Source organism: Lentilactobacillus curieae (assembly GCF_000785105.2).
GTDB lineage: Bacteria > Bacillota > Bacilli > Lactobacillales > Lactobacillaceae > Lentilactobacillus > Lentilactobacillus curieae.
Genome location: NZ_CP018906.1, coordinates 1,218,301 through 1,243,002, shown reverse-complemented (window position 1 = coordinate 1,243,002; position 24,702 = coordinate 1,218,301). Strand labels below are relative to the sequence as shown.

21 protein-coding genes are annotated in these 24,702 nt (G+C 40.0%); 12 read left to right on the top strand and 9 right to left on the bottom strand.

The genetic code is table 11. The annotated features are described in order from the left end of the window. Positions 1 to 130: 130 nt before the first annotated feature. Positions 131 to 592: a GNAT family N-acetyltransferase gene (locus PL11_RS05905; protein ID WP_152639004.1), complete on the bottom strand. Its 462-nt coding sequence runs from the start codon at positions 590 to 592 to the stop codon at positions 131 to 133. Positions 593 to 678: 86 nt separating this feature from the next. Between PL11_RS05905 and PL11_RS05900 the strand changes: the two genes are divergently transcribed. The 5 genes from PL11_RS05900 (at position 679) to PL11_RS05880 (ending at position 5,869) form a co-directional block, all read left to right on the top strand. After that, on the top strand, positions 679 to 1,293 hold the full coding sequence (locus PL11_RS05900; RefSeq protein ID WP_035167971.1) for a hypothetical protein: 615 nt from the start codon (positions 679 to 681) through the stop codon (positions 1,291 to 1,293). 19 nt (positions 1,294 to 1,312) lie between these two features. After that, on the top strand, positions 1,313 to 1,816 hold the full coding sequence (locus PL11_RS05895; protein WP_035167970.1) for a YbhB/YbcL family Raf kinase inhibitor-like protein: 504 nt from the start codon (positions 1,313 to 1,315) through the stop codon (positions 1,814 to 1,816). 67 nt (positions 1,817 to 1,883) lie between these two features. Then, positions 1,884 to 2,360 carry a universal stress protein gene (locus tag PL11_RS05890; RefSeq protein ID WP_035167969.1) on the top strand — a complete coding sequence of 159 codons (477 nt, stop codon included), beginning with the start codon at positions 1,884 to 1,886 and terminating at the stop codon, positions 2,358 to 2,360. A 140-nt stretch (positions 2,361 to 2,500) separates the two neighbouring features. Beyond that, positions 2,501 to 4,114: an FAD-dependent oxidoreductase gene (locus tag PL11_RS05885; RefSeq protein ID WP_035167967.1), complete on the top strand. Its 1,614-nt coding sequence runs from the start codon at positions 2,501 to 2,503 to the stop codon at positions 4,112 to 4,114. 156 nt (positions 4,115 to 4,270) lie between these two features. After that, a complete protein-coding gene (locus PL11_RS05880; RefSeq protein ID WP_035167965.1) occupies positions 4,271 to 5,869 on the top strand; it encodes an APC family permease in 1,599 nt (532 codons plus the stop codon). A gap of 79 nt (positions 5,870 to 5,948) precedes the next feature. Here PL11_RS05880 and PL11_RS05875 read toward each other — a convergent pair whose 3' ends face one another. Both PL11_RS05875 and arcD read right to left on the bottom strand, forming a co-directional pair. Beyond that, entirely contained in the window at positions 5,949 to 7,769 is a 1,821-nt protein-coding gene (locus tag PL11_RS05875) for a subtype A tannase (protein WP_035167963.1), read from the bottom strand. A 100-nt stretch (positions 7,770 to 7,869) separates the two neighbouring features. Next, the gene (gene arcD, locus PL11_RS05870) at positions 7,870 to 9,312 is read right to left on the bottom strand and encodes an arginine-ornithine antiporter (protein WP_035167961.1); all 1,443 of its coding nucleotides are present in this window, start codon (positions 9,310 to 9,312) and stop codon (positions 7,870 to 7,872) included. A gap of 204 nt (positions 9,313 to 9,516) precedes the next feature. Between arcD and PL11_RS05865 the strand changes: the two genes are divergently transcribed. Continuing rightward, positions 9,517 to 10,173, top strand: coding sequence for an SDR family NAD(P)-dependent oxidoreductase (locus PL11_RS05865; RefSeq protein ID WP_035167960.1), 657 nt, complete (start codon positions 9,517 to 9,519; stop codon positions 10,171 to 10,173). 57 nt (positions 10,174 to 10,230) lie between these two features. On the opposite strand, the gene PL11_RS05860 is transcribed toward PL11_RS05865, so the two are convergent. From PL11_RS05860 to PL11_RS05850, 3 genes are all read right to left on the bottom strand, one after another. After that, the gene (locus tag PL11_RS05860; protein ID WP_035167959.1) at positions 10,231 to 12,321 is read right to left on the bottom strand and encodes a heavy metal translocating P-type ATPase; all 2,091 of its coding nucleotides are present in this window, start codon (positions 12,319 to 12,321) and stop codon (positions 10,231 to 10,233) included. Continuing rightward, positions 12,311 to 12,769: a CopY/TcrY family copper transport repressor gene (locus PL11_RS05855; RefSeq protein WP_035167958.1), complete on the bottom strand. Its 459-nt coding sequence runs from the start codon at positions 12,767 to 12,769 to the stop codon at positions 12,311 to 12,313. Before PL11_RS05855 ends, PL11_RS05860 begins: the two co-directional genes overlap by 11 nt. 96 nt (positions 12,770 to 12,865) lie before the next feature. After that, positions 12,866 to 13,456, bottom strand: a complete 591-nt coding sequence (locus PL11_RS05850) for a TetR/AcrR family transcriptional regulator (protein ID WP_035167957.1) — start codon at positions 13,454 to 13,456, stop codon at positions 12,866 to 12,868. Between the two features lie 125 nt (positions 13,457 to 13,581). Between PL11_RS05850 and PL11_RS05845 the strand changes: the two genes are divergently transcribed. The 4 genes from PL11_RS05845 to PL11_RS05830 all read left to right on the top strand — a co-directional run bounded on the left by PL11_RS05845 (position 13,582) and on the right by PL11_RS05830 (position 18,045). Beyond that, a complete protein-coding gene (locus PL11_RS05845; RefSeq protein ID WP_035167956.1) occupies positions 13,582 to 14,724 on the top strand; it encodes a YhgE/Pip domain-containing protein in 1,143 nt (380 codons plus the stop codon). Between the two features lie 634 nt (positions 14,725 to 15,358). Further along, complete coding sequence (locus tag PL11_RS05840) at positions 15,359 to 15,985, top strand: LysM peptidoglycan-binding domain-containing protein (protein WP_035167955.1); 627 nt, start codon at positions 15,359 to 15,361, stop codon at positions 15,983 to 15,985. 347 nt (positions 15,986 to 16,332) lie between these two features. Continuing rightward, on the top strand, positions 16,333 to 16,905 hold the full coding sequence (locus PL11_RS05835; RefSeq protein WP_237047474.1) for an ATP-binding cassette domain-containing protein: 573 nt from the start codon (positions 16,333 to 16,335) through the stop codon (positions 16,903 to 16,905). Positions 16,906 to 17,049: 144 nt separating this feature from the next. Then, positions 17,050 to 18,045, top strand: coding sequence for a hypothetical protein (locus PL11_RS05830; RefSeq protein WP_191982050.1), 996 nt, complete (start codon positions 17,050 to 17,052; stop codon positions 18,043 to 18,045). A 170-nt stretch (positions 18,046 to 18,215) separates the two neighbouring features. Here the strand turns inward: PL11_RS05830 and PL11_RS05825 are convergent, their stop codons facing one another. Both PL11_RS05825 and PL11_RS05820 read right to left on the bottom strand, forming a co-directional pair. Beyond that, positions 18,216 to 18,989, bottom strand: a complete 774-nt coding sequence (locus tag PL11_RS05825; protein WP_035167953.1) for an ABC transporter permease — start codon at positions 18,987 to 18,989, stop codon at positions 18,216 to 18,218. Beyond that, positions 18,986 to 19,918, bottom strand: a complete 933-nt coding sequence (locus PL11_RS05820) for an ABC transporter ATP-binding protein (protein WP_035167950.1) — start codon at positions 19,916 to 19,918, stop codon at positions 18,986 to 18,988. Before PL11_RS05820 ends, PL11_RS05825 begins: the two co-directional genes overlap by 4 nt. A 543-nt stretch (positions 19,919 to 20,461) precedes the next feature. On the opposite strand from PL11_RS05820, the gene PL11_RS05815 reads away from it, so the two are divergent. Together PL11_RS05815 and PL11_RS05810 are read left to right on the top strand one after the other, a co-directional pair. Further along, complete coding sequence (locus tag PL11_RS05815) at positions 20,462 to 21,151, top strand: LysM peptidoglycan-binding domain-containing protein (protein WP_035167948.1); 690 nt, start codon at positions 20,462 to 20,464, stop codon at positions 21,149 to 21,151. A 152-nt stretch (positions 21,152 to 21,303) separates the two neighbouring features. Further along, a complete protein-coding gene (locus tag PL11_RS05810; RefSeq protein ID WP_035167946.1) occupies positions 21,304 to 23,031 on the top strand; it encodes an alpha/beta hydrolase in 1,728 nt (575 codons plus the stop codon). A gap of 395 nt (positions 23,032 to 23,426) precedes the next feature. Here PL11_RS05810 and PL11_RS05805 read toward each other — a convergent pair whose 3' ends face one another. Beyond that, entirely contained in the window at positions 23,427 to 24,578 is a 1,152-nt protein-coding gene (locus PL11_RS05805) for a glycoside hydrolase family 3 protein (protein ID WP_078256932.1), read from the bottom strand. Between the last annotated feature and the right edge of the window lie 124 nt (positions 24,579 to 24,702).

Here is a 24,702-nt window from a genome sequence, read left to right as displayed (position 1 = left end):
GCAGTGAGCGTTATTCGACCACATAAAAGTGAGCCGTTACATTTCGCTGTCTTACTAGTCTCTCTGGACTAGAGTTAAAGATTCTGTTCTTTAGTGAATAATTATACCTGTTGTAACCTGCATGTCAATTTTATTTTGATACTGGTAATTCCATATCAATATGAGGAATATCGTCTTCAAGGTAGACATCACTAACATCTTGGAATCCGAATGAGTGATAAAAATTCTTTACATATTCCTGTCCAGCCAAGAAATACTTTTCTAAGTTAGGCATCTCCTGCTTAGAAAAATCCAAGCTAGCTTGCAATAATTTTTTACCCATTCCAGACTTTCGCTGGTCAGACCTGACAATCACCCTACCAATGTGGGCGACTTTCCCTTCTTGCTCTGGGATCACTCGACTATACGCAATCAACTCCCCAGCATCATTTCTAATCGTCAGGTGAAATGCAGTTAAGTCATCTTCATCAACTTCCTGATAGGGACAATGCTGCTCGACAACAAACACCGCCACACGCAATTGAAAGATGTCAAAAATCTCCTTTGGACTTAAATCGTTGAGCTTACTAAACTTAGAATTAATGGTTGCCACCGCCTTAAAAATCTTGATTTGTGTCTTTCTGTTATAATAGAACCGTTGGCAGTTTCATGCAAGAAAAGTCAAAATGAGGGATTTTTTTGAATAACAACAAGGAAACACCAAATTATAAACGCTACGACTTTAACGTAGACAATCCAAATCAGCGCAACCAGCGTTCTAACTTTAGAGGGTGGTGGTTCGCTCTGGTCATCCTTCTGATTGCCCTGACAATTGGTCTGGGAATCAGTTGGTTAAAGGATTCTGGTGGTAGCACCAAAAGCTCTATCAATAATGATCCAATCACTAAAACCGTTAAGGGAAAATTATCTGAGCAAGTCCAAAATCAAAGAGTTGCTAACTTCCAAGACAAGCTAAATGAGATGGATAATAACGGAATTACCAGTTCACAGCGTAAGCAGCTCCAAGGGCTGATTAATAAGGAGTCAAACAGCTCTGTTAAAAAACGTGAACAGGCTCTGCTAAACGATGCCCAAACTAAGCAAGTTGCTAAGCCACAACCTAAAAAAGTCGCGCCCAAGCAACCCGCTCCAGCAGAAAGTAATCAGTTCTCATCCACCCATACCTTCGCCTCAATTCCAGATGCCAAGAATTGGGCTGATGCTACAAAAGATCAGTGGTTAAAGGCCGGATATACTAACTACACAATCACTGCTAACGGCCAAGGGTACTTTACCTTGACGTTTACAAAATAAATTACTGAGGTGATCATTAATGAAAATTTCAGTTCCATTAGAAAATGGCTTACTTCCAGATAAGTACGGTAAGTACGCTGAAGAAAAGCTGGACGATAAGCCAATCATTTCATTTCCAATAACAATTAGCGACGCTCCAGCAAACACAAAGGCGTTTGCATTGCTACTTATTGATTGGGACGCAATTCCAGTTGGCGGATTCGCTTGGATTCACTGGGTTGCCGCAAACATTGACGGGAAAGTAACTGAGATTCCTGAAGATAATAGTCGAACTTTAAAGGTTCCAATGGTGCAGGGACGAAATAGCACTGCCGGTGCCATAGTTGGCAACCAAAACCCTGATTCAGCTTGGAGATATAACGGTCCCCAACCTCCTGATGCAGTTCATGATTATCAACTTAATGTCTATGCGCTAGATTCCACTCTGGACTTAAGCGATGGCTTTTGGTTAAATGAATTACAGAAGAAAATGGCAGGCCATGTAATTGAAACATCAATGATTGCCATTCCATCTAGAAATTAGTTATGCCACACTTTCATTAGTGATATAATTAACTTGATAATAGATGAGCTTATTGGAGGGAAGAATCATGGAAACTAGTTATAAAAAAGTACTAGTACCAGTGGACGGATCTAAACAATCAGAAGATGCACTTGCAAAGGGAGCAATGATTGCTAAAGTCAACGGTGCCCACCTTGACGTGCTTCATGTACTTAGCACAACTCAATACGGTTACAATTATGGCGGAATGGTAGATGGCGACGTCATCAACAACTTAGTTGAAGACACCACTGACTACCTCAACAAACTGGTCGACAGAATCAAAACGGAAGCAGAATTCGATGATATCGAAATTCATATTCGTTTTGGTAACCCAAAGACGGTTATTGCCTTTGAATTTCCAAAAGATCATGATATTGACTTAACAGTAATCGGTGCAACTGGTATGAGCCGTTTGCAACGAGTATTGGAAGGTTCTGTATCATCATTCGTTAACCGTAACTCAAGAAATGATGTAATGGTTGTTAGAACTACACCTGACAATAAGCCACTTACAGCTGAATAATATAATTTTACTGGTCGCGAATCGTTAGTGAATAACTAATGGTCCGCGGCCTTTTTTGTCAGTACGCTTTAATTGCCCTCACCCCTTCAGACAGTTAAAATTTAGGTATCGAAACCGCATCCATTTAAGGGGGATTTTCCATGAAATATATCGTAATTGGCGGCATCGCCGGTGGTCCATCATTTGCAACTAGACTTTCTCGAATCGATGAAAATGCTGAAATTATCATTTTAGAAAAGGGATCGGCAATTTCAGTTGCCAGTTGTGCAATCCCCTACTACCTCAGTGGAGTTATCAAAAACCGGGACGACTTAGTTGAACGGACACCGGAGATTTTAAAACAAAAGAACAACATTGATGTCCGGCTTCATAACGAAGTCAATCAAATCAATCCAGCTGACAAAACGCTGACAATCACCAACCTTGCGGACGGCGAACAGTACACCGAAAGCTATGACCGCCTCGTTTTAGCTACCGGAGCTAGTCCAACCTTCCCTAATATTCCTGGAATTAAAGACGCACCAAACGCATTTATTCTCAGAAGTATCAGCCAAGCAGATAAGATTAAAGACTTCATTGACCAAAACCACCCTCAATCAGTAATCGTTGTTGGTGCCGGAACAATTGGAATCGAGCTCGCTGAGGCATTCAAGGAACTCGGACTCGATGTTTCAATTGTGGAGCAAAGTGGCCAGGTTGCCGCCCCATTTGATAGCGAAATCACAGATATCATTAAGGAACATCTTGAACAAAAAGGCATTCATCTCTACTTAAACCAGACTGTAGCAAGCATTGCGGACGGCGGTCACACAGTTAACTACGCTGACGGAACTGCCCACACTACTGATATGGTATTTTTAGGCACTGGAGTCAAACCAAACTCAGAAATTGCTAAGGCTGCTGGAATCAGCACAACTCCAGATGGTCATATTCCAGTCGATGATCGCTTAGCAACTAACGTTGAAGATATTTATGCAATCGGAGATGTAATCGAAACTACCAGCTTAATTGACCACCAACCAATCGCTAGTTTGCTGTCCAGTGCTGCTAACCGTCAGGGACACCTACTTGCGGACATTTTGAACGGGGAGCCATTCAGATACCATGGATTTATTGGTGCAGGGGCCACAAAAATATTCGATTTAACTGCCAGCTTTGTTGGCTACACAGAACAAGCATTGATTCAAAAGGGTGTGACTAACTACAAAACCGTATTCATCACCCCTTACGACCATGCATATTTCTATCCTGACGCCGACCGGGTTAACTTCAAACTAATTTTTGAAGATGGCACTGGAAAGATTCTTGGTGGCCAAGCAGTTGGGAGAAATGGAATTGATAAACGGATTTCTCAACTTTCAGTTGCCATTACGGGTAACCTATCCGTATTCGACCTTCCAGCTCTAGAAATCCCATACTCACCACCATATTCATCAACTAGAGATATATTGAATATTGCTGGTTACGTGGCAATCAACCAACTTACTAATAAGTTCAATAGCATCAAACTCACTGACATCCCCGTTGAAGACTATGACCACGCAGTTTTCTTAGATATTCGTGAGGATGACAAAAAGATGACTGGGACAATCACCCCAACCATCCACATCCCGCTATCTGAATTACGTAATCGGATCAATGAGGTTCCAACCAAGAAAAAGGTTTATATCACGTTTAGGAAGGGGCTTGGTCCTTACAACGCCAGCAGAATCCTTGCCGGTAACGGAATCAATGCAATTATTATCGAAGAATAAGTTAATTGAACAATTTTTTCAAAAAAATCGAAATTGCTTCTAATGGGCATGGTTACAACTATTGAAAGCTCATTGAAAACCTAGATATGTCAGTGTTTTTTTGACATCATTTCTAGATTTGTTACACTGGAACATACTTTGTTTTAGGAGGTATGTATGGATTCGTCAAACACAACGAAAATCGGTTTATTTCAACTTGTAATGTTAACCTTAGGATCACTGATTGGCTCAGGGTGGTTATTTGGTTCCTGGGAGGCTTCAAAGGTAGCCGGTCCCGCAGCCATTATTTCTTGGGTCGTAGGTGGTCTCGTGATTGCGACGATCGCGTACAATTATATTGAACTTGGAGCAATGTTTCCCGAAGCTGGTGGAATGAGTAAGTACGCACAGTACTCTCATGGCCCGATGCTTGGTTTCATCGCTTCATGGGCTAACTGGATCTCACTAATTACATTGATCCCAATTGAAGCCGTAGCCGCGGTTCAGTACATGAGCTCATGGCCATGGTCATTTGCTAAATGGACCCACGGATTCTTAAAAAACGGAACCATCACGACCCCTGATCTATTGATGGTATTCGTATTCATCATCGTCTTTACACTGTTAAACTACTGGTCAGTTACTTTATTGACCAAGTTCACCAGTTTTATCTCGATATTTAAAATCGGGATTCCAATTCTGACAATTATCATGCTGACAGTTTCTGGATTTCATCCTGAAAATTATGGTCACTCACTTCATGAGTTTATGCCTTACGGCTCTGCCCCAATTTTCTCAGCAACTGCCACAGCCGGAATCATCTTCTCCTTTAACGCTTTCCAAACAGTTATTAACATGGGAAGTGAAATCAAGGATTCTAAACGAAACATCATGCGCGGAATTATGATTTCCCTGCTAATTAGTGGGGCGATCTACATCGTGCTTCAAAGTGTGTTCATCACTTCAATGGATACTAGTTTCCTTCACCATTATGGCTGGAACGGAATTAGCTTTAATTCCCCATTTGCTGATTTAGCAATTTTGTTAGGGATTCACTGGCTCTCTGTTCTATTGTATATGGATGCGTTTGTTTCTCCTTTTGGTACCGGCGTTTCCTTTGCGGCCTCAACTGCACGGGCCCTTTATGCCATGGAGTCAAACCAACACATCCCCAGCTTTATTGGAAAAATCAACCAAAAGTATGGGATTCCTCGGGTTGCCCTCGTGGTAAACGCCCTGCTTAGTATGCTGATGGTATCTGTATTTAGATCATGGGCAACATTGGCAACAGTTATCTGTACGTCAACGTTAATCGCCTATCTGACAGGTCCGGTCACTGCAGTTTCATTTAGAAAGATGGCTCCTAATTTCAAACGGCCAATTCGTTTGAAGCACTTAGGGTTCATGGCGCCATTGTCATTCGTACTAGCTTCCTTAGCTATTTACTGGGCAATGTGGCCAACCACAGTTGAAGTTATCTTGGTAATCGTAATCGGGTTGCCACTCTACTACTTCTACGAATACAAAGCCGGATTTGTTAACACCAGAAAAGCCTTCTGGTCGTCACTTTGGATGATCACCTACCTCGCCTTTCTATCCTTAGCATCTTATGGTGGAAGTCGTGAGTTTAACGGAATGAACTGGATTCACTATCCATACGATTTCTTGGTAATCATCATTGCTGCCTTAGTCTTTTATTACTGGGGTGTGAAGAGTCACCATGTATTTGCTGACTTCTATCAAGCAGAAAAGTTGAATGAATCGGTGGAAGAATAAAATTTTAAAAAATAAAAAACAGGTGCCAGAACTATCATCTAGATAATTCTGGCATCTGTTTTATTGTGTCATACATTAACTATTCTGACTTAACGCTCTTATTTACCCATTTGATAAAGTTGCCATTTGCCGTTCCCTTACGTTCAGCTTCAGTGTGTCCCTGCCCCCAAACGGTAGCAAAGTCGACATCCTTAACTCCGGCATAGTTTTTCAAGGCCAGCTTCAAATTGGTTTCAGTAGTTAATGCGGTGTCACCTTGATTAATGCCTGTTCTAATTCTCCAGTGCTTTGCTACTTTAGACTTCTTGTAATCTGAGTAGTAGCTTGATAAGTAGTACATTGGATTATACATATTTGAACGAGTTTCATTTGTGTTACCAACGCTATCCTTTAACTTAAAATCTGCAGCAAATTGACTGGTGTAATCCTTATAGCCACTGTACTTGGAGTACTTATCAGCATTGGTTACCAGTAATTTATCCAAATTAGTGTCAAAATGAGTACCCTTACTTTTTTTATTAGCAAACACCTGGTTTTCAGTTTGATTTCTAGTCAAACCATCAAATGCAGTAACATCCTTTGATGCAGTCTTTAGATGCTTAACAAACGCTGACAAACTAGTAATGGTTGCAGTATTCGTTTTTGCGTTGTACTTAACCCAAGTTCCATTCTTATTTAAAGACTTAATATAAGACTTAACTGTCTTGTATGTCTTGGACTTTTGGTTACCCATTGCGGCTGGCATTTTACCACTCTTTTTTCCTGACGGCTTTTTACCTGGTTTACCACCCTTTTGAGCCGCCGCACCACTAGGTCCCGACATTGTGGTTTGCTTGTAAGGGAATTTTGTATCCTTCAAGAAGTTATTTAACGATTGAGTAACTTCCGCTTTTAGGTAGCTATAATAAGAACCTGACATATAGATTCCACTACCGCTATCGTTAAGTTTAAGCGTTGTTCCCTTTGTAGTCTTTAAACCTAATTTATTTAGATAGCTGGCGTATTGCTTTGCCATGTCATTGGATAATTCCTTAGTCCAAGTTCCACTCTTTCTGGTACCTGTACTTGAGAACTGCCCCATATTCCACTCATAAGCTTCATCTGCTTCATCTAAACTGGTAATTGGACACCATGCCATTGCACCATCAATTGCATCGCTAATCTTCTTACCACTCTTGGTGGTAATTGCAGCACCAATCTTCTTCAAGTACGGAGTATATAAAGAACTATCGCCCGTTGATCCCATTAAAGAGCTTTGGGCACCACCGCCACTGTGACCGAATGTAAAAATACGACCAGTATTACCTGGTAAACGACTCTTGTTTAATCGTAGGTCACGAACGGCCGCTTTCAAATCAGTAACGCCCCAAGGAGAGCCACTACTATACGCTAACTTACCGCTCTTAGTATAGGTGTTACCTCTACCTCTAGCTCCTGCAAGAACATAAATAAATCCAGCTTTTGTAAAGGTAGTTGCTTCAGACTTATATCCTGTTGGAGCTTTTTGAGCTGCATAGCCAGGAGTATTGACCGGCATCACAATTGGGGCAGTTTTGGAAGTATATCCCTTAACCTTCTTTTTGGTATTAAACTTCACTGTGTAGGTTTTTTCAGAGGCATTTTTCTTCGCAGTAACGTACTTACCGGGAACATAAATACCCATACTTTCGTACTTCTTGCTGACCGTTTTAGTACCATAACTAATTCCTGTTTGGTAGTACACGTTGGTCTTTGAATTGTATTTCCACTTCTTATTATTGATCTTCAATTTGTTTAATGCTGTTGCAGATGTTTTATCTGTTGTTGAACTAGCACTTACATGCTTAATTTCAACCATGAAAATAACTCCTAAAGCAATAATAGCTGTAATCAAAAATTTATTAATAGTTTTCGTCTTCATAGACTTACCTCTCTTTCGAAGATAAGTATGTCATTATTAACTTAATGTTAGCTTAAACAAAAAGGCCATCCCTCCAGAATTCTGAAGAGATGACCATATTTTAAAATGAAACATTTCCAGTAAAGATTAAGATAAATCCACCGATTGCGGCAGCTAGAATTACCAGTGTGGTAATTAATTCACGCTTAGATAACCAATTTCGGTTGTGCTTGTTGTTCCTTCCCTTCATGAACAAGAAGAAGCCCGGAATGTAGGCAATACAACAGAGTAGTAAGTACTCAAGCCCCGCAAGATAAATCGCAACCGTTTCAAAAATCAAGGCAACTAGGCCGATGATCAATTGCAACCAATTTCCCTTGTCGTGGATGTTTTGAATCGAATACTTAACTTGGTAGGCAGCAACGAAGATGTAACTAATAACAATGGCTGCGGTACATAACGAATAAGCAAAGTTATAAGCTTGATCGGTAAAAATCAACGTACATAGGAATACCTGAATCAACAAGCCACTAATGATTAGTGAGAATGTTGGGGCACCATGCTTGTTAGTCTTTCCAAATGCCTTTGGCAACAAGTCGCGTTCAGCCATCAACATAACCGTTTCAGCTGGTAACATTGTCCAGGAAAGCCATGAACCCAAGGTCGAAACAAACAGGCCAGCACTAATCATTGCACCACCCCAAGTTCCTACCATATCCTTAAAAATGTAAACCATGGCAGGTTGGTTGATGTTAGTTAACTCCGCACGCGTCATGTAGCCATAGGGCAGAATTGATGCCAGAATATAAATGACTAGCAAGCAACAAAGCCCTAGGACAGTTGCCTTACCAACGTCACTCTTCTTCTTAGCCCGAGACGACATCATTGTCGCCCCTTCGATTCCGACAAACACCCACATCAAAACCATCAAACAGTTCTTGATTTGAGTACCAATTCCGGATCCACCGTTAAAGTTACCACTCAAATTATTCCAGAATGATGCAGTAAAGATGTGCCCCTTAAACATAATAATTGCAAATACAATAAAGGTAAATAATGGGATCAATTTGCAAATCGTGATTACCGCATTTAGCAACGCAGCACTTTCAACCCCACGATTAACGATGTAAGTCAAAATCCACGAAACACAACTGGCAACTAAGATGGACGGCACGTTCGATCCCGATTTAAATACCGGAATGAAGTACCCAATTGCACTCATCATAACCGTGGCAAACGCAACGTTTCCCATCCATGATGACAACCAGTACCCCCAGCCACTAATAAAACCAGCGTACTCGCCGAAGCCTTCCTCGGCATACGCAAACACCCCTTCAATGTCGGGGCGCTTAGCAACCAGATTCATCATACTCAATGCCAAGGCCATAATTCCAACACCGACGATCAACCACGCAATTAGCGCAGGTCCCGGTGAAGCAGCTTTAGCCAAATCAGTAGTCAGGGCGAATACCCCTGCACCAATTGATGATGTAACTACCATTGCAGTTAACGACATAAAACCAATTCCTGAAGGATTACCTCCAGGGTGACTATTTGTATCCATTTAAAACCTCTCTGGGATTAAACCCGCTTATAAAGTATTGATTGATATTTTTTAACCAACTACATAATACTACCAGAAAATAACTTAATTGCATAATTTACGAGCGATGTTTTTATGTAAGGGCTTTAAGTAACCCATTTTTTAATTTTGTGTTAACATGTCTGCATAAAAATGAAGTTGTTTTTGTTTAGGGGAGGATTAAATATGGCTACAAAGATTGCACTAATAGTAGGTCCCGGACATGCGGGATTGGGAGAGGCTCTTGCCAATCAATTTGGTGACCATGGCTTCCAGATAGCGTTACTAGGGAAAAATCTAGCCCCACTAGATGAATTAGTGGCCGCTTTAAAACAAAATCACATTTCAGCATTTTCGTTACAAGCAGATCTATCTAATTCCGATAGTGTGGCTAAGGCCATTACGGATATTTCTAGTCACGGGAATCTTCAAGTAGTAATTTACAATGCAACAATGAGAACCAAGAACCAACCTACAGACCTAACCGGAGACTCGTTAATCGATAGCCTTACCAGCAATCTACTCGGTGCGGTAACGGTAACTAACAAAGCATTGCCTGTCGTTAAGCAAACGGGAGACGGGGTATTCCTCTACACAGGTTCAATCGTTGCTACCAAGCCCGGTCCCAGTGACGTTGAACAATCAATTGGTAAGGTTGGACTCAAAAACTACGTGGTTGCCCTCAACAAGCAACTAAGCAAATCAGGAGTCTTCGCTGGGATGGTCACCATCAATACCTACATCCGCAAAGGTAAAGCTGGCCACATGGATCCTAATGAAATTGCCAAAGCTTACGTTAACTTGGCTGCAAAGAAAGACACTGCTAATTTTGAGTATCATTAATTTTATATAAAAAACAGCAATAACACGAAAAATGTTATTGCTGTTTTTTGTATTCAATTATCCCTTTACTTTCTTCGCCGTCAATCCCATTGCATTAATCGCAACTACAACAGTTGATAGTGCCATTAAGATTGCCCCAACTGCTGGGTCCAAAATGATTCCAGCAAATGCCAAAATCCCGGCAGCTAGCGGAATGGCAACGATGTTATATCCAGCTCCCCACCAAAGGTTCTGAACCATCTTGCGATTGGTTAGTTTTGCTAAATCCAAAAAGTGCAAAATATCGCTAGGCTCTGATTTGACCAAAACCACGTCAGCAGAATCAATGGCAACATCTGTCCCAGCACCAATTGCGACCCCAATGTCCGCCGCTGCCAAACTAGGGGCGTCATTGACACCATCACCAACCATGATTACGTGATGGCCTTGGCTTTTATATTCAGCAACCTTAGTCTGCTTTTCCTCAGGTAAAAGTCCTCCGTGAAATTCCGTAATTCCCAGAAGTTCGGCAACGTGGCTCGCCGCTTGCGGATTGTCTCCTGTGAGCATTACTGGGGTAATTCCTCGGTTTTGTAACCCCACAATTAAATCTTTAGCTCCAGGTTTGATTGTGTCACCTTCAGCAACTAATCCTAAAACATGGTCATCATTGATTAAGAAACTCACGGAGTTACCCTTTTCTGCCCACTCATTAGCAAGTGAGTGATCATAGCCAATTTCTTGTTTATCCAGATATTTAGCATTAACAATCGTATACTTGGTTCCTGCAATTTCACCAGAAATTCCCACACCAGGGAGATTTTCAGAATTTTCTGCTGGCGAAAATTGAACTTGCTTACTATTAGCATAATCGACGATTGCTTGCGCAAGGGGATGAGTTGAGTTGCTTTCCAGTGCGGCTAAGTTTGCCAACAATTCATCATCCGTAACCCCATCGGCGGCAACCAGTGCATTCACAGTAAACTTACCTTCGGTCAACGTGCCAGTTTTATCCAGCAAAACGTGGGTGATTTTTTGGCTAGCTTCAATTGCCTGACGGTTTCTAATCAACAGCCCGTTCTGGGCCCCAATTGAAGTTGACCGAGCAATCACTAGTGGGATGGCAACTCCTAAAGCATGCGGACATGCAATCACCAATACAGTTACCAAGCGATTCAGCGCCATCGGTAGTCCTTGTGGCAGCCATGCAAAGAAGGCAATTAGACCGACAATTGTTGCTGCGTAAAATAAGTAACCAGCAACCTTATCTGCTTTGTCCTCTGCACTTGATTTTGACTGCTGAGCACTTTGAACCATCTGCATAACCTGTGACAAGTATCCAGAGTCACCAGTTCCAGTAACTTTAACTGTAATCGTTCCGTTGTTGTTAGTAGCGCCACCAATTACCTGGTCGCCCACTTTTTTGGTAACTGCCGCAGATTCCCCAGTAACCAACGATTCGTTAACCGTGGTCTCACCCACTGTCAATTCACCATCAGCCGGGATACTCTCGCCAGCCCGAACTTGCACCATCTGGTCTACTTGTAATTCGCTAACCTTAACGTCTTGAGTTTCCCCACTATCAGTCACAAGATGAGCAGTTTTCGGTAGCAATGCAGCCATCTTCTCGAGCGCATTACCGGCTCCCATCACCGCATTCATTTCAATCCAGTGGCCTAACAGCATGATCAATATCAATGTGGCAAGTTCAAATGAAAAATCCATTACGTGATCGCCACGCAAAAAATTATTCGCAATAAATGCGTAAATACTATAGAAGAAAGATACTGAAATTCCCAAAGTAATTAACGTCATCATCGCTGGTTCTTTGCTTTGTAACTCGCTTTTAGCTCCCTTTAAAAAGGGTGCCCCACCGTAAAAATAAAGTGCAGTGTCAAAGACTAAGATAATGATTCCAGTGATCATTGAGTGACCAAAGTTAAGAATTGGCCGGTCTAATCCCATGATTGGTGCCAAGAATAGTACCGGTAATGCCAAAACTACCGACACCCAGAATTTCTGTTTCAAATTACCCATGTGCATCATGTGCCCACCATGCATCATCATGTCACTGTCACCCATATCCATATGGTCATGATTCATATTCTTCATATCGTGGCCCATGGGTTCGTGCTTTGAATGATCCATTTCATGCATATCATTTTTCATTTTCGTTCACCTCACAACAACTGCTATCATTTGACGGCAAGCAGTTACATGCCACCATTTCAGGAGCAGTTTTCAACTTTTCAGCCAGCAAACTTTGGAGTCTTTGAATATCATTTTTTGAGATTTCCCTACTATTAATTACTGCTTCAATTGCCGAACCAGCTTGCATCGCACACATATGATCAAATAAATCCACGGCAGCTCTTGCAACTGATTCCTTCTCTGCAACGACCGGTTCATAATTGAATGGTCGATTGTCCCCTACCTGCCTGACAGCTGCTTTTTTAACTAACCTTGTCAGCAAGGTTTTGGTGGTTGAGTCAGACCAACCTTGCGTTTCATTCATAATATTGATCAGCTGGCGACTAGTCACCGACTTTAAGGTCCAGATTGCTCTCATTACTTCCCACTCTGAGTCTGAAATTGAAACGTCCTTCGCATCAATCATTAATATCATCCCCTTTTTACTTATTTCCACTTTAAGTTTACAAGGGTAAACAAAAAGAAGCAAACAATCTGTTTGCCTCTTTTTCAACGTTAAAAGTTACTTACCGACATTAATCAGCGTGTTCATTGGTCCGTTAATTAATAAGTAGAAAAAAGTGTCAAAAATATCTTCCTGTGTCTTTTCAGGATGATCAACGATATATTCAAACACCGCCACATCAGCCGAACTAATGAACTCAATTGCCAAATCTAAATCAAGCGGTCGTTGTTTCTCCTCCAACACCAAACTGTTTTTAATTCTGTATGAAAGCTGTTCTTTCAACCTCGACTTAAACCGTTGGTCACCATTATCGCTTAATAACTTTTCCAATAGCCGCGAATTTTCTCTAACAATCACGAATAACGAGCGCAAATAATCCTTTAAGTTACCTTTGATAACTTCGGTAGGAATTTTAGGATCCATCATTCCTCTGGGAATCTTTCCCATCACTTCGAAGAATTCTTCCTCCACTTTTTCAAGCAAATCATATTTGTCGATGTAATGCCGATAAAACGTTCCGCGGTTGATTCCCGCTAGTTTTGAAATATCGCTAACTGAGATTTCTTCAAAAGTTTTAGTGCTCAAAAGCTCTAAGAAACTATCCACAATGATTTTATTTGTTTGTTTAATCTTGTTATCGTATGCCATTCTGACTCCTTTTCGAAAATGCAACACATTGATTAATTTTGATTATCGCTTTTCCATTTAAAGCAGAGTATATTCTCTTATGGAAACAAAAACAACACACTGTTCAATATTCAGGAGGAGTAAAAATGTTCAAAAATAAATATCTTGGCTTTACTATCGTAGCCAGCATCATCCTGACTTTAGTCATGGTTTCAGTTCAAATTCCTTACGCTAAATCAAAACCCCGGGACGTTCCAGTCGCCATTGTAAATGAAGATGCTGGGGCAATGGGCTCAAAAGTCGTTAACCAAATTGAAAGCACCACAAATAAAACTAAGAAGTCTGATCGAGTTCTTAACTGGCATGAAGTTAGTAGTGAATCTGCCGTTAAAAAATCAATGGACAAGCAACATTATTATGGTGCCTTAGTCATTCCCAAGGATTTCAGTCAAAAAATGGCAACACTGATTAAAAATCCCAAATCTACAGCAGCAAATATTGATATTTTAATTAATCAGCAAAAAAACAGCACCCTTGCAACTTCAGTTCAAACAATTATGACCACCATGGTAAATAAAATTGGTGCTGGCCTGCGGGGACAAATTGTTGGTAATCTTGAAAAAGCTCACGCTAGCCTGCCAGCAGCAACGGTTAATAAACTTGCTAACCCAATCACTACCAAAGTTACGGTAACTCACAAGTATTCAAAGTTAGCTTCAGCCAACTCAGTCTTTTTCCAACCAATTTGGCTAACTAGTTTAGTTTCAAGTCTACTATTATATTTCGCATTTAAAGACAAGAATAAGTGGCGTTCAAGATTACACATCGTGACTCACAAAACTGGCTTCATGGTAATCGCTGCGGTAGTTGCATCTGCAATTGGATTTTTAACCACTGGGTACGTAACTTGGATCCTCGGGTACAACTTCTCAAACCCAATGGTCATTGGGAGCTTCATGGCAATCGCATCATTTGCATTCATAATGTTGTTCTCGGGATTCATCGCCTGGCTTGGTTTTCCAGCAATTATCCTGTTTGTACTATTATTGTTCTTCTCAATCCCATTAATGTCACTTGCACCACAATTACTTCCAAGTTTCTATCAACACTACATTCTTCCTTGGCTCCCAATGAGATTTCTCTTTGATGGTGCCAAAAGCCTCCTGTTCTACCACGCAAACCTTTGGAACTCAGCAACTTCTGGTTTAATCATTGTGATGGTAACTGGAATGGCCGTCTTTTTCCTAGAAACCTTTTCACCAAAGAAGAGCCGGCAATTAAATAATTAGTATCTGAATCTGGCCATAACTTGGCGTCCAAAAAACGTTATGATAATTTCTTTATTGAAATTATCATGGCGCTTTTATTTTAACCAGATACTTGCAACACACTGTCCACATCGAGAGTAAATCGATGCTTTCTGTATCGCTCCCTTTACTATTCAGTTATTCCCCCAGACTGATACTGCAGTGGCTTAGTAGCCCCACAAATTCACATACAGATTCACATTAATAACTTGCTTTTCTCATCAAATCCCCACTTTTGCAAAAATGACAGTTGTTTTAGGGCAAATTAGTTGGTATTTAACAATATTTTCCCCACTTTAGCTAAAATTTCGATATGACAAGACGACTTTTTTGGTAAACTATGTAACATAATTTCGACAAAGATTGTGCAAAATGATGATAAATTTCGTCAAAAACCACACGGCTTTCCCACCGATTATTACAAATCATTATTACTTCATTTATATTACAAATATTTCAGGGCTGTAAAGAAAATCCGATTTATGACTTTATCTCTTAACATCCTAGATATTTTTTGGTAATAACTACGGAGTAGTATCGCATTTGTTGATTGAGAGATCGACACATCGAAACGAGACAGAATTTTCTAGAATTTATTTTATAGGAGTGTATTCTTTTGAAGAAATTAGTTACTACATTACTTGCAACAACTGCTGCTGCTTTAGGTTTGTTCTTTGCTGGTTCAGCTAACGCTGACGCATCAACAAACTACACTGTTAAGTCAGGCGACTCTGTTTGGGCTATCTCACAGAAGTTTGACACTACAATCGACGCAATCGAAAATGCTAACAATATTCAAGCTCACCTTATCCTTCCAGGTGAAAAGTTAGTTATTCCTGACGCTAACAGTGCTGCAACTACTACTGCTGCACCTGCACAACAAACTACTACAGCTACTGCAACTCAACAACCTGCAGCAACTACTCAACAAAGTACTCAAACTTACAGCCAACCAGCTGCAAGCACACAAACTCAAACTACTAGCTCAGCTGCCAACTACAATGGCGGAAGCACAAAGAGCTACGTGCTTAGCCAAATGGCTTCAAGAACCGGTGTACCTGCATCAACTTGGAACTACATCATCCAACGTGAATCAAACTGGCAACCATCAGTTCGTAACAGTTCATCTGGTGCCTATGGTTTATTCCAAAACATGCACATCAGTGGCGGTTCAGTTCAAGACCAAGTTAACGCTGCCGTAAGTCTATACCACTCACAAGGTATGGGCGCTTGGTCAATGTAATCTAACTCATTACATTTTAAAAAGGATCGGGATTTTATCCCGGTCTTTTTTTGTGCTTAATTATTGTTAAACGCTTTCTATGGGTTGCTAAAATTATTAAATGAAAAACAATGCTGAGGTCAAAGTAATCAATAATTCTAATTTTCTGATTAGGGGTTTCAACTAAAAATTTGGCTAGTATACTTAAAACATAATTGTTTATAGCAGGCTATTTTTTTCAAAAATAACTGTTACTGTGCAATGAATTATAAATATTTTTTCTTTCTTTGCACTTAGTTTGTCAGCTTAAGGAGGAGTTCAATATTTTACATATTAAAAACCTATCAATTCAGTTACGCCACCCAATATTGAGTAAATTTAACTACCAATTCGCTCAAGGACAACTATATTTAATTATTGCTACAAACGGGACGGGAAAAACGACTTTTTTTAGAACCCTAACTAACCTTATAAAACGTGAACAAGGAGAAATTAGCTTTAATCAAAAATCATTTGAACATAGTAAGCACCACATATTTTTCTATGAATCATCAGATTGGTTTGATGGAAATCTGTCAGCGCTTGATTATCTGAAGTTTGTTAAACGACAATGGCATTCAACCCGCGAAATAAAGGAAGTGGTTAAGTTTTGGGGAATGGAAGAATACGTTAAAGTACCAATCAAAAAGTATTCTCTAGGTATGAAGCAACGCTTATTAATTGCGATGTACTTTATTAGTAATGCCGATTATTTAATTATGGACGAAATTACCAATGGGCTTGACGAAGATAGTAGATCACTTCTCTACGAGAAATTAAGAATCTCTACCAGAGAAGAGAATAAATGTATCATCATTTCTTCGCATTATCGTACTGACATGAATCCCATTGCAGATCATGTTCTCGAATTAAAAAATCAAGTTATGAAAGAAGTTGATTGAGTGTATTACTCCCTATTTTTATTTAAAAAGGTAATTAAATCAAAATTATTTGTAATTTCAATTGTAATTCTGATAACCGCATGTCTAGCACTTAATCTACGAAATCAAAACGATCAAACTCTGGCTAATAATGCCAAAAATCAGATGCAGTTTGATACTCAACAAATCAAACGAAGTGCCCCAGACAAGTCCAAAGATAGCCAAGAGAACATTGCACTAACTAAGGATGATCGTCAGATGAATTACCAGATACATAAATTGGCTGTTGCCCAAAAGTGGCGGCGTGCTTACCATGCTCAAATTAAATATAATAATTGGCAGCTTAAAGCAGAGAGTAATGGAAAAGTAATTGATCGATCAGTTGTTAACTTTTTGATGAGTGAAGTTTATCGCTGCCAATATTTGCTGAAACACAATCTTCCTGAGCAATCCAGAACTAGCCCAACCAAAGGAATCACATTTTCTATTTTTATTGATCACATTATCTCTTCCATATTAATCCCCCTGCTACTTATTTTTAACTTTGGATTATTGTATACAAAACGATATGGTAACGGTGTTGATAAAGAGCGTTTAATTCCTATTTCTAATACCAGTAGTTTATTTCAAAACTTGAGTATTGGGTATGCCATCTCACTATTACTAATTATTGGAACAATTGGGCTTAGCTTTGTGCTTTCATCATCTTTCGCCGGTGTTGGAAGTTGGAAATATCCCATCGCCTATTATTCACCTAAAATGCCATTTAATATTTACGTTTCACAAGGCTCGTTAATTGTTCCAATTTTGGTTCTTCGAATTTTAAGCACCTGTTTTGTAGTGACATTCGTTTATCTAATTTCCGTAGTAACTAAACAACTTTTACCAGCTATTCTCATAAGTATTATCACTTTAATCGGTTCTAACCTAGTCACTCCTTACCTTAAAATTCTGGCAAAGTCTGGTCAATTTTTACCTACCAGTTATTTCAATGGCGTTAATGTGGTTTCTGGGCAACTTGCTCATCAAACAAGAAACATTCAGTTTAACTATATTCATGGAGTCGAAACACTAGTTATCTGGATAATTTTTATCATTATTGCCTCTTATGCCATTTTGATTTTTAGGCAACACTATTACAATGTCCCAAAGAAGTCATAGCAAATTGGCTTAATGAAACTGCAGCTTAGTGATAGTTCAAGGCCAAGTTAATGCTGCCGTAAGTCTTTACCACTCACAAGGTATGGGCGCTTCGTCAATGTAATTTAACTCATTACATTTTAAAAAGGATCGGGATTTTATCCCGGTCCTTTTTTTGTGCTTAATTATTGTTAAACACTACGTTTTTTAAACACTACATAACTAATAAACAGGAAGATTGCCGTATAGGCTAAACATCCCCAGGTTAGCTGGGTCGTTGACAGATAGGTCAAATGTTTATATGAACCTTCCACAACTTGGTTACCCAAATTCATCATGTTAAGTGGATTCCACTTAAGCCAGTTCCACTTGTGAATGGCTAAAGTCATCAACTGAGAAACCATGCTGAGAGCAAAGTAACCAATAATTCCGATTGAAATGGCAGCCGCATTGCTCTTGAATAAGTTTGCCAATAAAAGCACCAAACTCAGTATCAGCCAAACACTCACAAATTGTCCTGCATAGCTAATAATCGTGGTCACTAATAATGAATGATCTGCTCCATAATGTTTTGAAAGATCAATCTTGTCATTAAAGAGCACAAATTTTAAAATTATTGAATATACAAACGTCAAGATAAATAGATAAAGCGAGTACAACAGCATCGTAATCCACTTACTAACAATGACTTGTCCACGATAGTACTGGCGATATAAAACCTCTTTGATGGTTCCGTACTGAAATTCCATGGCGATAATCGTGCCACATGCAGCAATCAACACCAATACTACCCAGGTCAATCCCGTATACGTTGCATCAAACATCATTTTTGCCCCGAATATTTTCGGTTGAACCTTAGTGATAATTGCAATTCCCGTCATTGCAACTAACAAACAAATAGTGATGGCAATCGTACTCTTCTTGTTAACTAACTTATATATTTCTTCCTTAACTAGTGAAATCATTTGGCCGCCTCCTTTGAAACCTTGTCATTTTTCAACAGATTTAATAATGAAGATTCTAAATCGTGATGCTCTCTGGAAACATCTAAAATTGTCAGTTCATTATCAATCACCAGTTTCAAAACATTGTTTAATGAAGCGTCCTCAGTTTCGATTACTCCGATAGTTTGATCATCAGCTGGGCTTTCGCTCAGTACATAGCCGGCTGCCCCAAATACTTGCTTGGCTTTCTGATTATCTGAGGTACTGATCCGAATAATTTGCTCGCCGCCAGATTCAAGGGCAGCCATACTTTCGGTGTACACAATTTCTCCTTGGTCAATCACCACAAGATCATCAACCAGTTTTTCCAACTCACTTAAAATGTGACTAGAAATCAAAAATGTGGTTCCTTGAGCTGCCAAATCAGAAATAATGTTTCGGAGATCCATATTAGCCTGAGGATCAAGCCCGTTCATCGGCTCGTCCAAAATTACAAATTCTGGATGATTAACAAGTGCTAAGGCAATCCCCAACTTCTGCTTCATTCCTAATGAATAACTCTTAGCTTTCCTATCAATGTATTTATCCATTTTCAACTTAGCGACTAACTCATTGATTTGCTTCGTCGTTATCTCATCAGAGCTAAACAACCTTAAATGTTGCACACCCGTTAAGAATGGGTAGATTCCTGGATATTCGATCAAAGCACCAACTTTTTTCAAAACCTTGTGGCTAGTTGGCGACACGGGTGACCCATCAATTGAAATTTTCCCACTATTATAGTTAAACAATCCGAGAATTGCTTTCATAATTGTAGATTTACCTGCACCGTTTGGCCCGACAAGTCCAACGATCCGGCCAGGTTTAACTGTGAACGAAACGTCTTTTAGCACGTGTTTTCTGCCAAAGTATTTATTCAGGCCGTCAACCTGCAGTATATTATCTGTCATTGTTACACTCCTAAATTAAGATTTAGTTGGTTATCCAACCATAAATTAGATCTATTCCCCATAATCAGAGTAATCTTAGGTGCTATCACTTACAATGATTTTCATAAAACATTTGCAATATCTTCATCAAATAACCACATTTCCTATACCACTTCATAAAAAAGACACACTTTAACGGTAGTGATCCCAGTCATTGGAGAGATTGTGTCAAACTCCTGTTACATAGGCACTCCCCGTAAATCGCAATCTGATGCGGTTTTGTTTTTCACTCAAGATAGCGTTCGTAACAATGTCTTAATGCTGAATATTTGAATGACAGTTTGTATAGCTTATATAACAGTACTTTGACCTATCACCCACGTTTTCATCGATTTACATTTATTACCAACGTGTAAAATAACTCCCATTTCTGACTTCATCTCTTAACTTGCGTGGTATTTGTCAGTAATACTAATTGTGTAGACTATGCTTTGTTGATTGATAGAAATCGACCAAAGACAGAAACACGAAAATAGGATTTTAAATATATAGGAGTGTACTCATTTGAAAAAATTAGTTACTACAATTCTTGCTACTACTGCCGCAGCACTTGGTTTGTTCCTCGCAGGTTCAACTAGTGCAGACGCATCTACTAACTACACCGTTAAATCTGGTGATTCAGTTTGGGCCATCTCACAACAATTTGGTTCAACAATCGATGCAATCGAAAATGCTAACAGCATTCAAAACCACTTGATCTTACCTGGTCAAACTTTGGTTATCCCTGATGGAACTACTACTGTTGCAACTGCACAACCTGCAGCTCAACAAACTACACAAAGCTACAACCAACAAGCAGCTACCCAAACTTACAGCCAACCAGCTGCAAGCACTCAAACTGCTTCAAACAACCAAACTTCATCATATAACCAAAATGCATCATACAACAAATCAGCAAACACTAACTCACAAGCTGCATCAACTAGCTCAAACTCAGGTTCAAGCTACACTGGTGGTAACAGCACTAAGAGCTATGTTCTGAGCCAAATGGCATCAAGAACTGGTGTATCTGCATCAACTTGGAACTACATCATTAACCGTGAATCAAACTGGCAACCAACAGTTCGTAACAGTTCATCTGGTGCCTACGGTTTATTCCAAAACATGCACATCAGTGGCGGTTCAGTCCAAGACCAAGTTAACGCTGCCGTAAGTCTTTACAAGCAACAAGGTATGGGCGCCTGGTCAATGTAATTAACTTAATTTCTACTCTAAAAAGATTCGGGAAAATTCCCGAATCTTTTTTTGTCTACCAATAATTTAGCGTTTTTTCATCTTTATGTAACTTCCCTGTTACACCATTCCCGTATACTTGTGCTATTACATATCTGAGGGAGAATTACATAATGAGCAAGAATACCAAGAACCGCTTAATGTCGATGGGACTTTTAGTTGCATCATCGACATGCTTTATGCTGGCTAGCCAAAATCCGGCTTCAGCCGATGACCAAACTGAACCTAAACAAGCAGTGGTTGTTACCAACAATCAACAACAAACTGATACACAAAATACCAACGAATCAGTAACCGTTCCAACTGCCGACCAATCATCAGAATCCGATAATGCAACTCAAACTGAGTCAGACAGTCCACAAACAGCAGATTCAAGTGCTGAATCAGCAACCCCAACTGTTAGTGAACCCGACTCAGAAAACTCCAGTGCAACTGCTGAACCTGCAACTACAACAGACTCAACCACTACAACTGACGCTGCCACTAAAACCGACACCACAGTTTCTGATTCAACTGATCAACCTACTAGTGCAGATTCAACTCCCACAACTGAAACTAGCACCACTGATAACAGCGAGCCAGGCACAGCAGTAACCACTACTGGCGAAGTTAGCGCTCAAGCTGACACCACCGCTTCAGGGGTTCAGGCAATCCCTAATGCTCAAACCGACCAAAACAAGGACGGCAATTCATACACCGATTTGACCGTTGACAATGTAAATAATTCAACGGACCCAGCCCTACATCCAAAGGGTGGCCTGATCTACAACGCCATAACTGACGTGACTAGTTTCGCAGCAGCTTCAGTGCTCTACCCATTATTTGCTTCAAAATTCGGCTCACAACTAACTTCAAAGTTCAGAACCTTGCTGTCACCAGATCGGTATGATATTGACCAAACTTGGAAGTATCTAAGCAGTGAGTATGACTCAACGGCAACTAAGGAATTTTACACTGCCGCTAAAACTTGGTGGGAAACTGAAGCCCCTAAGCAAGATTTAGCGATTCCATTCGCTGATGGTTCCGGGACAGCCCGGGGAACTTATGTTGCCAAAAAAGGATCAAACAAAACCGTAATTTACGGTCAAGGTTGGACAACCGAACCCAGTTGGATGGGGTACATTTCAAAGGTATTCTATGATATGGGATACAACGTACTGATGGTCTACACTGAAGGGCAAAGTTCTTCAGATGGAAACTTCATCAACTTCGGTGCCAAAGACAAAAATGACTGGGTCAACTGGGTTAACAGAGTAAATGAAATAAATGGTAAAGATGGCGAAGTTATTCTATATGGCCAATCTCTTGGAGCAGATCTTGCCCTCGAAGCCGCTGGTACCAACGAAATGCCAAGTAACGTAAAGGCAGTGATCGCTGATTGTGGTTACTCAACCATTCCATCATTACTTTATTCACAATACTCAGGAATTGGCCAAAAGTTCGATGACCTAGCCAGCAAGTTTGGGATTAAAAACAATGGCAATATTCCATTCTTACCATTTAACAAACTACTAAACAGTCTTAACTTCTGGCAAAAGACGTTTACTGGAACTAGTTTTGATGAAGCATCTGGACTAACTGCTGTGCAAAACAGTAAGTTGCCTACCCTATTCATCTCAACAAAAGACGATACCTTCATTCCAGACAACCAAACTGAAACACTCTATAACCTGAGCGCTTCAGAAAACAAGCAACTCTGGATTTTAGGTGGCACAGTTGGTGGCCACGCTTCTGCCAATAACGATGTGGTGGATTACATGGCACACATTGAACAGTTCTTAAAAACAGTTGATAGTCAAAACCAAAATACGGATATTAAGGACAAAGTACTTAGTGTTTAACCAAAAGACTAGTATCGAATTTACTGATTACCCCATCAAAAATAATGGTCTTGGGATTGTTAGCAGTCGCTATTAAAGAAAAGTACAATCGATAAAATTTGCATGAATAGGGAAAAGCCAAACAATATAATCAGAAACGTGTCTGGTTTTTTATGTCGAAATAGTTGTACGGTAATCCATACCGATGAAATAACAAAAAGCGTTGCACTTAGAGAAAACATTATATATCACACCTTTTTACATTTACTTCGACTATAGGCTTGTGAGTACCTGAAGAAAACATGCCAACATGAGAGTTATAAAATTCTTATGCGGTTCTGAATTAACTATAATAAGCCATAATCAAAATAGCGCTACGATGTTTAAAACATCGTAGTGCTATTTTTTTAACTCTTCTACTTACCCTTATCAACCACACTCAATCCAACCTTGTGCTTCATCATCAAAATCCTAGCAACTGACTTGTTTAACTGGGTTTCAGAAATCTCATGTTTTTCAACAGCTCGTTTAATCTTTGGAATTCCAATTTGATAGTCGCTTGAAAGGAGGACATCATTGCCCGCTTTGAACGCCGCCACGTCTCGAGAAACGTGATACTTGGCCGCATAATCACTGACCGCCCCCATCTGAAGGCTATCTGACACAATTACCCCATCGTATTTGAGGTCATTTCGCAAAATATCAATTACCTTTTTAGAGAGAGAAGCCGGTCTTCTTGGATCCACTTTTTTCAATATAATGTGGGTAACCATCACGGAGTCCGCGCCACTCCTGATTCCAGACCTAAATGGAATAAAATCACTCCGTTTAAATTCCGTCAGGCTCCTATCAACCGATGCTGAGCCGGTGTGGGTATCAGCTGCTGCCCCATAACCTGGAAAATGTTTGACAGATGCTGCAACTCCTTGAGCCTGAATTTCTGGGACAACCTTACTAATGTATCTGGCCGTCTTAACGTATCCCTTACCCAGAGTTCGGTTATAGATAAAACTATCAGGATGTTTAGAAACATCAGCCACTGGGGCAAAGTTCCAGTTGATCCCAAGTGACTTCAAGTTGCGAGCTTGGCCACGATAGCTGGCAAGAACTGCCTTCATACCACCTTTATTAAACGACTCTTGGGGAGACGGGTAACTAGACCTGCCAGAAATCTTGGAATTACTGCTCAACCGAGAAACCGTACCACCTTCCTGATCAGTCGCAATCATCAACGGTACCTTTGCGACTCGCTGATACCCTACTAACCGTTTTTTAAACGAATCCCGATTGCCAACAAAGTTATTCCCCATCAACAAGATTCCCCCAAGATGGTATTTTTGAATATCTTGTTTAACCTGAGCAGAATCGTTTGGTACTTCCGTTACAAACAGCTGCCCAATTTTTTCGTCTAAGGTCATCTTAGCTACTTGTTGGTTAATTTTTTGCTTCGTCGTTAATACCACCGGTGCCTTAGGTTTTGGTTTGGGTTTCGGCTGAGCACTTTTTTTCGCAGCACACCCTGCCAACAAACCAATCAACAACAATGGTAACCATTTCTTCAACTTCATTTTTTTGCCCCCGAAAAAAACATTCTCATTTAAGTATATCCTTACTCGAAAAAATGTTAATGAATGAAGTCTTGAAAAATCAAGTCTGGTTTTCCATTTCAGATTAGGATAGAATCAAACGGTA

Bases quoted from the DNA above. Each gene is read 5' to 3' on its own strand.
- PL11_RS05875 (WP_035167963.1), bottom strand. From the start codon at position 7,769: ATGAAGACGAAAACTATTAATAAATTTTTGATTACAGCTATTATTGCT.
- PL11_RS05885 (WP_035167967.1), top strand. From the start codon at position 2,501: ATGAAATATATCGTAATTGGCGGCATCGCCGGTGGTCCATCATTTGCA.
- PL11_RS05890 (WP_035167969.1), top strand. From the start codon at position 1,884: ATGGAAACTAGTTATAAAAAAGTACTAGTACCAGTGGACGGATCTAAA.
- arcD (WP_035167961.1), bottom strand. From the start codon at position 9,312: ATGGATACAAATAGTCACCCTGGAGGTAATCCTTCAGGAATTGGTTTT.
- PL11_RS05830 (WP_191982050.1), top strand. From the start codon at position 17,050: ATGCAGTTTGATACTCAACAAATCAAACGAAGTGCCCCAGACAAGTCC.
- PL11_RS05860 (WP_035167959.1), bottom strand. From the start codon at position 12,321: ATGAAAAATGATATGCATGAAATGGATCATTCAAAGCACGAACCCATG.
- PL11_RS05850 (WP_035167957.1), bottom strand. From the start codon at position 13,456: ATGGCATACGATAACAAGATTAAACAAACAAATAAAATCATTGTGGAT.
- PL11_RS05880 (WP_035167965.1), top strand. From the start codon at position 4,271: ATGGATTCGTCAAACACAACGAAAATCGGTTTATTTCAACTTGTAATG.
- PL11_RS05845 (WP_035167956.1), top strand. From the start codon at position 13,582: ATGTTCAAAAATAAATATCTTGGCTTTACTATCGTAGCCAGCATCATC.
- PL11_RS05820 (WP_035167950.1), bottom strand. From the start codon at position 19,918: ATGACAGATAATATACTGCAGGTTGACGGCCTGAATAAATACTTTGGC.
- PL11_RS05855 (WP_035167958.1), bottom strand. From the start codon at position 12,769: ATGATTGATGCGAAGGACGTTTCAATTTCAGACTCAGAGTGGGAAGTA.
- PL11_RS05825 (WP_035167953.1), bottom strand. From the start codon at position 18,989: ATGATTTCACTAGTTAAGGAAGAAATATATAAGTTAGTTAACAAGAAG.
- PL11_RS05865 (WP_035167960.1), top strand. From the start codon at position 9,517: ATGGCTACAAAGATTGCACTAATAGTAGGTCCCGGACATGCGGGATTG.
- PL11_RS05895 (WP_035167970.1), top strand. From the start codon at position 1,313: ATGAAAATTTCAGTTCCATTAGAAAATGGCTTACTTCCAGATAAGTAC.
- PL11_RS05805 (WP_078256932.1), bottom strand. From the start codon at position 24,578: ATGAAGTTGAAGAAATGGTTACCATTGTTGTTGATTGGTTTGTTGGCA.
- PL11_RS05810 (WP_035167946.1), top strand. From the start codon at position 21,304: ATGAGCAAGAATACCAAGAACCGCTTAATGTCGATGGGACTTTTAGTT.